General features: G+C 65.6%; 10 protein-coding genes. 3 read left to right on the top strand and 7 right to left on the bottom strand.

Annotated elements, in window-relative coordinates:
* The first annotated feature begins 13 nt into the window (after positions 1 to 13).
* A complete protein-coding gene (locus GEMMAAP_RS13305; protein ID WP_026848802.1) occupies positions 14 to 1210 on the top strand; it encodes a type II secretion system F family protein in 1197 nt (398 codons plus the stop codon).
* 351 nt (positions 1211 to 1561) lie between these two features.
* A complete protein-coding gene (locus GEMMAAP_RS13300; protein ID WP_075071520.1) occupies positions 1562 to 3022 on the top strand; it encodes a DUF1996 domain-containing protein in 1461 nt (486 codons plus the stop codon).
* Between the two features lie 273 nt (positions 3023 to 3295).
* Here GEMMAAP_RS13300 and GEMMAAP_RS13295 read toward each other — a convergent pair whose 3' ends face one another.
* Positions 3296 to 3859, bottom strand: a complete 564-nt coding sequence (locus GEMMAAP_RS13295; protein ID WP_053333770.1) for a TetR/AcrR family transcriptional regulator — start codon at positions 3857 to 3859, stop codon at positions 3296 to 3298.
* A gap of 311 nt (positions 3860 to 4170) precedes the next feature.
* Here GEMMAAP_RS13295 and GEMMAAP_RS13285 point away from each other — a divergent pair, with 311 nt between their 5' ends.
* Positions 4171 to 5040, top strand: a complete 870-nt coding sequence (locus GEMMAAP_RS13285) for a nuclear transport factor 2 family protein (RefSeq protein ID WP_202969136.1) — start codon at positions 4171 to 4173, stop codon at positions 5038 to 5040.
* Between the two features lie 630 nt (positions 5041 to 5670).
* Here GEMMAAP_RS13285 and GEMMAAP_RS13280 read toward each other — a convergent pair.
* The 6 genes from GEMMAAP_RS13280 to GEMMAAP_RS13255 all read right to left on the bottom strand — a co-directional run bounded on the left by GEMMAAP_RS13280 (position 5671) and on the right by GEMMAAP_RS13255 (position 12509).
* Positions 5671 to 7323, bottom strand: a complete 1653-nt coding sequence (locus GEMMAAP_RS13280) for a serine/threonine-protein kinase (protein WP_026848804.1) — start codon at positions 7321 to 7323, stop codon at positions 5671 to 5673.
* A gap of 76 nt (positions 7324 to 7399) precedes the next feature.
* Entirely contained in the window at positions 7400 to 8161 is a 762-nt protein-coding gene (locus tag GEMMAAP_RS13275; protein WP_053333771.1) for an ABC transporter ATP-binding protein, read from the bottom strand.
* Complete coding sequence (locus GEMMAAP_RS13270; protein ID WP_026848806.1) at positions 8158 to 9324, bottom strand: ABC transporter permease; 1167 nt, start codon at positions 9322 to 9324, stop codon at positions 8158 to 8160. Before GEMMAAP_RS13270 ends, GEMMAAP_RS13275 begins: the two co-directional genes overlap by 4 nt.
* Positions 9321 to 10568, bottom strand: coding sequence for an efflux RND transporter periplasmic adaptor subunit (locus GEMMAAP_RS13265; RefSeq protein WP_026848807.1), 1248 nt, complete (start codon positions 10566 to 10568; stop codon positions 9321 to 9323). Before GEMMAAP_RS13265 ends, GEMMAAP_RS13270 begins: the two co-directional genes overlap by 4 nt.
* Before the next feature lie 13 nt (positions 10569 to 10581).
* A complete protein-coding gene (locus GEMMAAP_RS13260; RefSeq protein WP_026848808.1) occupies positions 10582 to 12015 on the bottom strand; it encodes a TolC family protein in 1434 nt (477 codons plus the stop codon).
* Positions 12012 to 12509 (bottom strand): hypothetical protein, encoded by a 498-nt coding sequence (locus GEMMAAP_RS13255; RefSeq protein WP_026848809.1) that lies wholly within the window; start codon positions 12507 to 12509, stop codon positions 12012 to 12014. The genes GEMMAAP_RS13260 and GEMMAAP_RS13255 overlap by 4 nt, the downstream gene beginning before the upstream one ends.
* Positions 12510 to 12668 lie beyond the last annotated feature (159 nt).

Raw genomic sequence — 12668 nt, 5'->3', positions numbered from 1 at the left:
TCCCTGAGTCCCTATGCCAACGTTCACCTACACCGCGCGCACGCAGAATGGCGATCTCAAGAACGCCACGATTGACGCGCCCAGTCGCGATGATGCCGTAGCGCAGCTGCGCCGCCAGCGGCTCACCATCCTCAAGGTGGACGAGTCCAAGACGACACCGACGAAGACTGGTGGGTCGATTGGCATGCGCGACATCGTGATCTTCACCCGTCAGTTCTCCACCATGATCAACGCCGGCCTACCGCTCGTGCAGGCCCTTGATATTCTGGCGCGTCAGTCGGAGAACAAGTCACTGGCCTCGGTGGTGCGGCAGGTGGTGTTTGACGTGGAGTCGGGAAACACGGTGGCCGATGCCATGCGCAAGCATCCCAAAGCCTTCTCCGACCTGTACACCAACATGGTGGCGGCCGGTGAGGCGGGTGGTATCCTCGATACCATCCTGAACCGCCTGGCGATCTTCATGGAAAAGAACGACGCCCTTGTTCGCAAGGTGAAGGGCGCGATGATCTATCCTACCGTCATCATGTGCGTGGCGGCGTTGTGCGTGGTCATTCTGTTGTGGAAGGTCATTCCCGTGTTTGCCAGCATGTTCGGCAGCGTGGGAATGGAACTGCCCATGCCCACCAAGATCGTCATCGGGCTCTCCGGCTTCCTGAACAGCTATTGGTGGGCGCTCATTGGCGGCGCAGTAGGCGGTGCGTTCTTCATCAAGCAGTACTACGCCACCTCCAACGGTCAGCTCGTCATCGACAAGATCCTGCTCAAGGTGCCGGTGCTGGGCGATGTACTGCGTAAGTCGGCCGTGTCGCGGTTTACCCGGACGCTGGGTACGCTCATTTCGTCTGGTGTAAGCATCCTGGACGGTCTCGAAATCACGGCCCGTACGTCGGGCAATCGCGTGGTGCAGGACGCCATCATGCAGAGCCGCGCCAGCATTGCCGGCGGTGACACCATTGCCGGCCCGTTGCAGAAGAGCGAGGTGTTCCCGCCCATGGTGATCAGCATGATCGCCGTTGGTGAACAGACCGGTGGTCTGGACGAAATGCTCACCAAGATCGCCGACTTCTACGACGACGAAGTAGACGCCGCCGTGAGCGCGTTGCTCAGCTTGCTCGAGCCCATCATGATCGTGTTCCTGGGTGTGGTGGTCGGCGGTATGATCGTCGCCATGTACCTCCCGATCTTCGACATGGTGAACGCGGTCCGGTAAGGTGGGTGTGTGTGGGGGCTCACGCCGATTGGCGGGCCTCTGGATCACACTCCGTGGCTGGATTGGTGCACGCCGATTGGAGGTGAGCAGAGAAGCGGGGCCGGTCGAAAGACCGGCCCCGTCTTTATGTGAGCTGACGAAAGTCTTTGTGGTCGTCCATGAGCAATTGGAAATCGCGTACACGGTAGGACATCGGGGTCACTCCTGTCAAAAAACTGCCAGTGTTTGTTGCGGACTAAAACGTCGATTCACTTTTGCGAGGGGAAAAAGCCTTCGTTAACACCCCGCGAGCGTGGACGTCAATGAAGGCAGGCGATGTCGCCGAGCTGTCACCTGCTTCGGAGTTCCACCATGCCTCGCATCCCCTCTGTTTTGGTCGTCGCGTGTCTGGTCGGTGCCATCGGCTGTGCCGCCGACGGCGCGTCGGTCGCGTCGCCAGCTGAACCAACGAATCCCACGCCCGTTCCCGCCGCGGCGCCGACCATTACGGTGACGGCCGCTCCGGCCGCTACGACCAGTGAGCCGTTCGGACGTTTTTTGTTCACGGTGTCGGATGGTGCGCGTACCGAATGTCGAGTCGATGAGGCCGATTGGGTGGCATGTACCAGCCCCCATGTCGTGATGCCGCGCACCGGCACCGATGTGACCCTCGGCGTTGGCACGCATCGTTTCCATGTGCGGGCGATTGCCACCTCCGGCGCTACGAGCGCCACGGTGTCGCGCGAGTGGAACGTCGTAAGCGTGTTCACTACCCCGATGCCTGCGCTTGCACGCACCAACCAGACGCCGGCTCGTGCTGATGCAGGCGGGTGGTTGGGGATCTTCCGCATCAACTGCGAGTTTGCCCACGCCGCGTACGACGATCCCATCATCTACCCAAACCGGGCCGGTGCGGCGCACCTGCACAACTTCTACGGATACAAGACGGCCTCTGCGGCGACGACTGCCGAATCGCTCTTCGTCACGGGCTCCTCCTCGTGCCAGGGGGACAACCTGAATCGCTCGTCGTACTGGGTGCCGACCCTATTGGCCCCGAGTGGGACCGACCAGAGCGGCTGGCAGGTCGTGCACGCGCTCGCCGGCGCGGACAGCGTGGCGCATGAGCTGTTCTACTACTCGGTGGGGGTTGGTGATCCGCGGAGTGTGCGCCCGTACCCGGTTGGACTCCGAATGATTGCAGGCACCGCGGCAACGATGCCTGGGACCCCGCAGTCATCCTCGGTGGCGCGCTGGCATTGCCTGAGCTGGCAGTCGAGCGATGGTGCCAATCCCCGATGGTCGCCGTCCATCCCGGAGTGCACGATCCCCGATCAAGTGCGCTTCGATCTCTTCTTCCCGAGCTGCTGGAACGGGCGGGACCTCGACAGTCCCGACCACAAGAGTCACATGGCGTACCCCGTCAGCGTTTCTGGTCGCAATACGGCCAGCTGCCCGGTGACGCATCCGGTGCCGGTGCCGCGCGTCAGTTACCACTACAGCTTTCCCGTCTTGCCGAGTAATGCCGACCGCGCGTCGCGTTCCAGCCGAGGATGGCGCTTGGCGTCCGACAACTTTACAGTGGGCGGGGACGTGGCTGGCGGGTGGTCGCTGCACGGAGACTGGTTCAACGGGTGGCACCCTGAAGTGCTGCAGGCACTCATCACCAACTGCCTGCACGCCGGGCTTGATTGTCACGATGGCAACCTCGCCAACGGGTGGCGCCTGGGGGGCGTCTCGAAGGGCTCTGGTACCTTACCGGGCATCGTCAACGCTGGCATGGGTGGCACCGCGTCGCTGCATGCCGGGATGCACGGCGCTGTGGGCAATCCGTAGTTGGCTCGGCTCGCGTTCATGAGCGACCGTGAACAGTGGGCGTGGCGGCAGCTGCGCAGGATGCTGTGCAACGCGTCGGCAGAGATGCATCGCCAATCGGCGTGAGCCATTTCCGCCAATCGGCGTGCGCCCCCACAGGTGTGTGTGGCGACGCAGGTGGTTTGGAGCACCGCGGCGCCACACGAATGGAGGTACAGGCGCACGATAAGCGGAGCGGGGCCGGTCGAGAGACCGGCCCCGCTTCTGCTTGTGCACATGACGGCCTGCCACCGGTCAGGCGCTGTGGTCGCGGCGGCCCCGCTTTTTCGACGGCGACCCGAAGACCGAGAAGGCCAGCGTCAGCGTCTCACGCACGTCGCTGGCAGCTTCGCCAGACGCACGCTGAGTAATGGCTAACCCCATCTGCTCGAGCAGGTATCGCGCCGCAGGCAGTACGTCGCTGTCGGCGGGCCACTCCCCCGCGGTACGGCAGCGGGAGAGGAAGTCTTCGTACGCGCGCCGCGCCTCGGTGTCGAGTTCCACCATGCGAGCCCGCGTCAGCGGACCGAGGCGGTGTCGCCCATTGCGCATTTTATAAAAAAGGCACCCCGTCTCCATGCGCGGATCGTCGCAGGCGAAAGAAATCAGCGCATCAAGGGTCGCCCGGAATCCATTCCCGGCCTGCAGGATCGCGAGCACGTCCACGAGGACCTGCGCGGCGTAGCGGTCGAGCGCCGCTCGAGCGAGCCCATCCTCGCTGCCGAACTCCCGGTAAAGCGACGGCTTGGACACCCCAGCGCGGAGGCAAATGGCGTTAAGTGACACGTCCGCCGGATCGCCATGCCAATACTCGGTCATCGCGACCTCCAGTACGCGCGCCGGATCCGTCGTCCGCGGGCGCCCGCGTGATGCGCTCCGGCTCATCTCCGGCAGTTTTGAACCATGTGGTATTCTATTCTTGACAAGCCACCGGCGCCACCCTACACTCAGTTTCGTACCGCATGGTACGAAAATAGATCGCGAGCGCGAGGTGAGGCGGAATGACAAGCAGATCGGCCAGCCGCCGCCAGCGGAACTGCAACGAAGGCGGACCCATGAGCCCGATGGAACTCCTGACGATCACGACGACGATGACCCCGAACAGCGCCTCATCCCAGTGATCACTGCTCGTGACGACCGCGCTGACGGCCCTGCTGTTCGGCTGCGCCTCGACCAACCCGACCGCCAAGGTCAGTCAATTCTCAACTGCACGGAGCGCGACGATGAGCACGAAGGAAACGGTAGGTGCATTTCTGGGCGCAGTGTTGAAGAACGACCCTGCGACCATGCGTCAGCTGGCCAACGCCGACTACATTCAACACAACCCGTTTCTCCCGACGGGGCTGGAGCCGTTCATCGGGATGTTGCCCGTGCTGCAGCAGAATGGCACGACGGCCGAGAATATCCGCATGTTCCAGGACGGTAACTTCGTCTTCATGCACAACATCTGGCACAACGCGAAGCCGTTCGGTGCGGACGAGATGGTGTCCTTCGATATCATCCGTGTGGATGACAACGGCAAGGTGGCCGAGCACTGGGACGCCATGACGCCGCTGGTGAAGCAGAGTGCGAGCGGGAGGACCCAGACCGACGGCCCCGTGACGCCGACCGATCCAAGCAAGACCGAGGCGAACAAAGCACTCGCGAAGGCAATGGTCGAAGACGTCCTGATGGAGAAGAATCCGAGCAAGCTGCCCGACTACGTCAGCACGGGGTATCTCCAACACAACCCGCAAATCAACGACGGGTTGACAGGCCTCGCGGAAGCCGTGCAGTACCTGGTATCACAGAACAACATGTTCAAGTACACGAAGATCCACAAAGTGCTTGGCGATGGTGATTTCGTGTTGGTGATCAGCGAGGGTGAGTGGAATGGTACCACCAACGCCTTTTACGACTTGCTTCGATTCGAGAACGGAAAGGCCGTGGAGCACTGGGATGTGATTCAGCCGGTTCCCACCACGGGGCTCGCGAACACCAATACGATGTTCAGGTTCTGAGCCGCGACAATACGCCGTGTCGCTTCCGGTGAAGCGTCATGGTGGTGGCGTTCGACATCGGTTGTGGCATCAAGGCACCACGACGCCGGCGAGCGAAAGCTGTCCGCGTGGGCACCCTGGATGCCTTCGAGAACGTAAATCGCGAAGTATCTCGGAGACGATGGTCCAACTGGCACGCGCCGTTTCTCCAAACCACCTGCGCACGCCACAGCGCGGGTGGTTTGGACTACCGCGACGCCACATAAATGGGGAAAGGGGTGCACGGTAATTGGAGCGGGGCCGGTCGAGAGACCGGACCCGGTTTTCCATTCGGGCACGCGGCGCTGGTTGTCTGTTTGGATGCTCGCTCGTAAATCGATCGTAGAGTCTCTCGTAATGCGTCTGAAGTTCTTTCGTAAATCGGCCTACGTTGATGATCGGCTGAAACTTGCCGAGGCGACAGAACGCCGCGCGAAGGCAAAGGGTGGTGTGAGGGCCGTTCCGGGCGTAAGTGTCGAGCCGTACTGCCGGATTCCGTCTGTGGGACGAAGAAGAGCGACGGCAGTCAGGCGCTGACTGAGGTCCGTCGCAAGCGCCATCACGACATCATCAGCGTAGCGGTTCGTGCGCAACTTCGGCCGCAACCCGCGCTCAGGAGCGGATATGGTTCCGCCACGCTTCCAGGGCCTGTACCCGTGCCTCGAGGGCTTTGAGCCGACCGTCCGCCGCCGGTGCGTACGTCGCCGCTGGTGTCGTCGGCGCCATTGAAGCGCGCGCAGCCCCACTCGGCGTTGGCATCGTCGACGGACCCGTTCGCGGTGCGCGGCCGGACGTTCCGCTCTCGCTTTCTGCACGGCGCAACGCCATACGGATCAACCACCGCCCGGGCCCGCCCAGCCAGAACCCGCGAAATGCCCATTCGCCAACCGTCATGCGCATGGGACTGCGGAACCAGAGCACGAACGCCACACACAGACACGCGAGGCCATTAAACAGGAAAGGAATCCCCACGGAGGTGACACGATACAGTCCCGAAGGCAGCTGACGGCGCTGCGAAATGGCAACGACGATCGACCCCGCACCGAGGACCAGCATCAGGAGAGCGGTTCGCAAGACGCGACGCCGCTCTCCCAGCCGGTGATCATCGACGCGCGCCGCGGCGCGCAGACCCTCAGCTTCGTCTACCACGCTGCGAAGGCCGGACAGCACCGCGGCGCCGTCGAAGCCGAGCTTCGCGAGCCGCTGCGTTTCGGCGAGCGCTTGCCCGAGACGCGCCAGCATCAGCGTGGACATGATGACAATCGGGACCATCAGCTTCAGGTCGTCGTTGCCGCCCTCAAGGGTACGCGAGAGCCGGAACCAGCCGATCAGCAGGGCGAAGAGGAGTACCATGCCGATCGTCCCGAGCTCCGTGGCGAGCATGCGCACGGGCAGCGGAATCTCGGGACCGGCAAGCTGCGACTGCTCGAGCGCATCCACGAGGGAGGCGGCGTCGGGGAATCGCACGTCGGGCTCCTTGGCGAGGCAGCGATCGATGAGCGCGGCAAGCGCCCCGGGAAGATCGTGGCGCTCGGTGACGATCGGTGGTAACCGCTCGGTCAGCTGCCGCACCAGCACCTGCTTCGGGCTTCCGCCGGCCATTGCGGTGCGGCCGGTGAGCGCAAACCACGCCACGAGGCCGAGACTGTACAAGTCGCTGCGCCCGTCGATCGCATCGGCCGTGGCCTGCTCGGGGCTCATATACTCCGGTGTGCCCACCACCTCGCCCACGCGAGTCAGGCCGTTGGCAGTTTGCGGCGCTGTCGACGCGCGCCGCGCCAGGCCGAAGTCCATGACGAGCGCACGGCCGGTGGCCCGCTCGATCATGATGTTGTCGGGCTTGATGTCGCGGTGCACCACCCCACGGGCATGTGCGTAGGCCAGCGCGTACGCGACGTCCAGCAGCAGGCCCACCGTCTCACGCCCGGTGAGTGGCCCGTTGCGGGCGACGCGCTCCGCCAGGCTTTCGCCTTCCACGAATCCCATCGTGAACGCCAGCAGCCCGGCCTGCTCCTCGACCGCATGCACCGGCACGATGTTGGGGTGCGAGAACGACGCGGCCAACCGCGTTTCGCGGAGGAAGCGATCGCGAAGCGCGCGATCGTCGGCGACGTCCGTCGGGAGCACCTTGAGGGCAACCGATCGATCGAGTTGCAGGTCGCGTGCGAGATACACCGCCCCCATGCCCCCACGACCCAGCAGGCGCTCGACGTGGTACCGGGCGCGGAGACGGTCGCGGAGAGTGGTCAGCTCCGTGTCGGTCATTGGCTGACGATGCTGACCCGTTCCGCACCGGCGATCGCAACGTGCCCGTGCCGCGGCATCAACGCCACGGGACAGGTCACGTCGCGACCTCGGACGGCTCCGACCGCTCGGACAGCCGCCCGTCCTGCTGCATGAGGATCCGGTCGAAGTGCTCGAGGGCCCGGTGGTCGTGCGTCACGACGATCACGGAGGCGCCGCGCTTGTGCGCGATGTGCTGGAAGAGCTCCATGACTTGGCGCGCACGCTGCGCGTCCAGCGCGGCCGTCGGTTCATCGGCCAGGAGGAGCGAGGGTTCGTTCGCAAGCGCCCGCGCCACCGCCACACGCTGCTGCTGCCCGCCCGAAAGCTGCCGCGGCAGGTTGCCGGCGCGGTCGCCCACGCCGAGATCGTCGAGCAGCACCTGCGCCCGCTCGCGCGCCTCGGACGGACGCACATCGTTGATCTCCATGGCCACCTGCACGTTCTCCACGGCGGTCAGGAACGGGATGAGATGTGCCTTCTGGAAGACGAACCCGATGTGCTTGCGACGAAACTCCCGGTCGTCGTGCAGCGCCCGTTCTCCTGCGGTGCTGTCGTAGAGCACGTTGCCATCGATGATGACCGAACCCGCCGTTGGCGCCATGAGGCAGCCAGCGATCATCAGCAGCGTCGACTTCCCCGCGCCCGAAGGCCCGAGCAGCGCGGCGCATTCCCCCTTCCGAAGGTCCAGATTCACGTCGTTGAGCGCCGTCACCACGGTGTCGCCCGACACGAACTGTTTGGTGACGTTCCGCAGCGACAGGCCGGGCAATTCCTCCGTGCGCAATCCCGCCGCGCCTTCACTGGGCCCGTACGTCATGCGAGCACCTCCTGCGCTTCGACGCGCATAGCGCGGCTGATCCCGAGGGCGCTGGCGGCAATGCAGATCACGAGTAGCACGGCACCGTAGGTGGCACGGTCCCCTGGGGTGAGCACCACGGTGCGCGGGAACAGCGGGAAGAGCAAGGCACCCATGACCTGAGCGACGACGAAGCCGGCGATACCAATGGCCAGCGCCTGCTGCACGATCAGGCCGAGAATCACTCGGTCGCGTGCACCCAGCAACTTGAGCATCGCGATGGTGTGCAGCTTCTCCATCGTGAGCGTATAGACAATGAGCGTCACAACGAGTGCGGTAATGAGGAACAGCAAGACGGTGAACGTGAGGATCTGGGCGCGCAAGCGTCCCAACCGACCGTCCAGCAGAAATGTCTCCTGCGCTTCGTGCGGCACAACGTTGACGTCGCCCCACTGGCGAATCGTGCGCGCAACGACGGCTTGGTCCGCGCCTGGCGCAAGGTCGACCAGTACCGCCGTGGCCATCGCGCTCCCGCCGCCGTCTCGGGAAGTCCCCGGTGGTGTGGTGCGCAACGATCCGTCCGCGCGCGCGCGCTTCGCGTTCGCGTCGCGCACTTCGGCAACCGGCCGTTCGGACTGCAGCTCCCGCGCATCGGCGAGGCTCAGGGCAATCATCCCATCGCCCATCGACGAGATGAAGCGATCGGCGATGCCGACGATCTGGTAGTCGTCGCGGCCGAGGCGCATGGTGTCACCGATCGCGTAGCCGAGACTGCGGTCCACGACTGCTTCGCCACGCCCGGCCGCCAGATGACGCCCTTGCGTGAGCGGCAGCCAGTCGCCACGATCGTTCGGCCAGTCCACCCCGAGGACAGCGAGGTTGGTTCCTTGAACCATCGCCGAGCTCTCGAAGTAACTCCGGGCGTTCGCGACGCCCGCCACGCCCAGCGCACGGTCGCGCACTTCGAAGGGCACCTTGGACGGTTCCGAGAATGGTCCGGATGTCCCCCCCTCGACCACCCAGAGGTCGGTCTTCATGAGGCGGAGCTGGCGCAGCGCGTCGTCAACGACACCGCGATAGAGCCCGCCCATGCCGCTCGCACCCGTCAGCAGCAGCGCGACGCCCGTGACCGTGAGCGCAAACCGCACCGTATTCTGGCGGATGTCGCGAATGGCCAGGTTCACTGTCCTTCCCTCGCCTCGACGAGAATGGGCACAACGCGCGCACCCGCGCGAAGCCCCGCGGGCGCGAGGATTGTGTCGCCTGGGCTCACGTCACCGGAGACCACGACCCGATCGCGGTCTGCTCGCCCAAGTTCGACGGGCACGCGTCGGGCACGCCCGGCGTCCACCACGAACACGCCGGCCTTGTCTTCCTCCCACGAAATCATCGCGGTCGGAACGGTCGTCCCCTTCGCGCCGGGCGTCGTTTCCACGCGAACGTCGACGCGCTGCCCGATCGCCCAGCGCGCCGGCGGTTGCGGAAGGGCGATCCACAGTTCGACCTCACGGGTTTCCGAATCCACTTCGCGTCCGACCGCGCGCACGCTGCCCGTCGATGTCTCCCCGGCCTGCGAGAGGAACGCAATCTTCGCCGGCAGGCCGACGCGCACACTACCCAGCATCGTCTCGTCAACGTACGCAATGACCTCCAGCGACGAGGGGTCCGCGAGTCGGAGCAGCGGCGCGCCAGCGCCGACCGTGTTGCCCGGGTCCACATCGCGGGCCACAACGATACCCGAAACAGGGGCGCGGAGGACCAGTTCATCCAGTGCGCGCCTCGCAACCGCGCGGTCCGCCGTTGCTGCTACTGCCTGCGATTCGGCCTGCGCGAGACGTGCCGTCGCCCGCTCCAGATCGGTCTCCGCTTTATCGAGGGATGCCTTCGAGGCGGCGACCTCTGCCGCCGACACAGCGCCGCCGGCAAGTGGTGCAATACGCTCGTAATCCGCCCGCCGCTCCGCACGCTGCACCGCGGCGCCCGCTTGCTCGGCTCGCGCACTCCGTGCCCCATCTGCCGCTGACGTGGCCAGCGCTTCGGCCGCCCGATATTGCTCGCGGGCCACGTCGGCGTCGAGGCGGAGCAACGGATCGCCTTTCGCCACTGAATCGCCTACCTGCACGAGAACGGCCTCTACTCGACCCGGGGCCTCGGCGGCGACGGTCGCGATGACCGATGCTTCGAGCCGCCCCCGTGCCGCGAGCGACGCCGCGAAGGGCTCCGCGCGAACGACCTGTGCGGGAACATCGCTCGCTGCGCCGACTCCGATCACCACGAAGAGGGCGACGAGCGCGGCGCCTACGGCCAGCGCGATGCGAAGGTGCGGGATTCGCCGTGCGCCCGGCTTAGGGCGGACGACATTGGCGGGTGAGAGTTTACCGCGAGGTGCGGACGTGCTCTTCGTGGCGTCGGAGGTGTGATCAGTCATGGTCAAGGCTCGGTCAAGGCGTCGTGGTGTTTCCGCGCGCCGCGTTTCCCGCGACCGCGTCGGCCGATAGGTAGTCGACAAGGGCCTGCAGCAACTGTGTGCGGGCTTCGAGTACATCCAGGCGCGAGCGCGCCTCGTCGGTAGGGGTCGCAATGCCACGGCTGAGCGCTCCCGCCGTGAGCTCCGTGGCGCGATCCGCAGCGGCCAGCCGCGCGCGCGCGGCGAGCCACCCCGATCGGGCGCGAGCGCGTTCAGCACTGACGCTTTCGCTGTCGAGCCGGGTGCCGTCGGCCACGCGTTTGACGTCGACTCGCGACTGCGCCAGCCGGGCCTCCGCCGAACGTTCGGCCGACCGCTGGCCAGGGCGCAGGATCGGGACCTGAAATCCGACCGTCACCGTTTGAACATCCTGCCAGACACCGCCGAGTGAGAGCGGATCTGTCGGAGCCCGGATGGCCTGCAGATCGGCCCGCACAACCAGTGACGGCAGACGATTGGCGCGAGTGGCACGCACCTCCGCCTGCGCCGCCGCAACGGCCGCTTCGGCGGATCGATGTTCGGCCTGCTGCACCGCGACAAGCAGTTCAGTGGGCTCGATGGCCGTGAGGTCGCCCAGCGAGCTCGCGTCAACCGGAGTCGCGAGCTGCAACTCGCTACCGGCAGGAAGATCGCCAAGCAGGCGCAGGCGCTGCGCCGCTCGGCTCTCAGTCGCCCGGGCGTCGGCGAGGCGTCGGTCGAGGTCTGCCAACGCCATCTCGGTGCGCAGGACGTCCAATTCGCTGACAAGGCCACGGGACCACCGCGAACAGGCGGCGTCGCGTTCGCCCGACGTGGTTTCGCGCGCCCGCACTGCCGTGGCCACCTGTTCTCGCGCCAGCTGCAGCTGGCGATACGCGAGCTCCGCGTCGAGGCGCGCGCGCGCGCGTTCGGCATCGATGATCGCGTCGGACGCGTCACGACGAGCCTTGGCAGCGGCCACTGCCGCGCGCGTCCGTCCGCCGTCGAGCACCGTGCTTTGGCTACTGATACCGCCAATCCACGCGTACTGGGCGGCCGAGGCGAGAATCTGCGGGTTGAGCACCCCAAGCGCCGCCGAGGGCGCCGCAAGTTCGAGGTACCGGACACGTTGTTCGAGGGGGGCGGTCGGATCCGGCGACCACGTGAGCCCCGAAGCGCCGGCATTTGCACTCGGCTGCCAGTTGAACTGCGCATTGGCCGTGATCGTTGGGCGACGTGCCGCGCGAGCCGAGCCGATCGCAGCATCCGCTTCGTCGCGCCGCGTGACCGCGAGCTGTACCGCCGTTGACGTCGCGATGGCACGTTCCACAAACGCCTGCAAGGTGAGCGGGGCGTTGGGCGCTGCGGGCGCGCTGTCCGATGTCTGTGCTAAAGCCGGGCGCCCGCTGGCAACAAGCACGAACACCAGAAGGAATGCGTGGCGCGTCATTGCGCCTCCCGCCGGTACACCATGCGCAACCGGATCGGGGCATCAAGGGCGTTGAGCGTGTAGGTGCTCGCGACGATGAGCTCCGTGGCATTGGCCATGAACAGTTGCTCACGCCGTGCGGCCGGTGACTGTATGCGGACCACCAGCGTGTCGTTGCGCGTATATGCGTCGACGGTCGCCGCTTCGCCCCTCGGCGTCGTGATGCGCGCCGTCGGGGCCCCGGGTATAGCACGGAGAACCCGGCCCTCGCTATCGGTGATGACGAACCCCGACGCTTCGGCACGGATCATGAGTGTCGGTGACGGTCGCAGCTGCGCGAGCAACTCCGAGCGCATGCGGTTACGCTTGAGGCGACTCACGTTGGCGATGGCCGATTCGACCACCGCCGTGACATCCTCGCTGGCGTCCCGATCGAGTACGTAGCGTCCCGGCAGCGAATCGGCCAGTGCGCTGAGCGAGATGGCCAGGGTGGCAATGGCGAGCAGTGTATGCATGGAACGGGATCCTCCGGCCGACGAGGCACGCTCCTCCTCAAAGGTGTGCGGGAATCGGCACTGTCGGGTTGGCGTTGACTTCTCTGGGCATGATGGCGTACCGTCGCTAAAGCCACAGTCGGTCGGCGCCGGAAACTCGTGTAAGCAACGCACCGACAG

The sequence above is a fragment of the Gemmatimonas phototrophica genome (assembly GCF_000695095.2).
Taxonomy (GTDB): domain Bacteria; phylum Gemmatimonadota; class Gemmatimonadetes; order Gemmatimonadales; family Gemmatimonadaceae; genus Gemmatimonas; species Gemmatimonas phototrophica.
Note: the sequence above shows the minus strand (reverse complement) of the source record. Positions and strands in the feature narration are given on the sequence as shown.

Bases quoted from the DNA above. Each gene is read 5' to 3' on its own strand.
- GEMMAAP_RS13305 (WP_026848802.1), top strand. From the start codon at position 14: ATGCCAACGTTCACCTACACCGCGCGCACGCAGAATGGCGATCTCAAG.
- GEMMAAP_RS13300 (WP_075071520.1), top strand. From the start codon at position 1,562: ATGCCTCGCATCCCCTCTGTTTTGGTCGTCGCGTGTCTGGTCGGTGCC.
- GEMMAAP_RS13295 (WP_053333770.1), bottom strand. From the start codon at position 3,859: ATGACCGAGTATTGGCATGGCGATCCGGCGGACGTGTCACTTAACGCC.
- GEMMAAP_RS13280 (WP_026848804.1), bottom strand. From the start codon at position 7,323: ATGACCGACACGGAGCTGACCACTCTCCGCGACCGTCTCCGCGCCCGG.
- GEMMAAP_RS13275 (WP_053333771.1), bottom strand. From the start codon at position 8,161: ATGACGTACGGGCCCAGTGAAGGCGCGGCGGGATTGCGCACGGAGGAA.
- GEMMAAP_RS13265 (WP_026848807.1), bottom strand. From the start codon at position 10,568: ATGACTGATCACACCTCCGACGCCACGAAGAGCACGTCCGCACCTCGC.
- GEMMAAP_RS13260 (WP_026848808.1), bottom strand. From the start codon at position 12,015: ATGACGCGCCACGCATTCCTTCTGGTGTTCGTGCTTGTTGCCAGCGGG.
- GEMMAAP_RS13255 (WP_026848809.1), bottom strand. From the start codon at position 12,509: ATGCATACACTGCTCGCCATTGCCACCCTGGCCATCTCGCTCAGCGCA.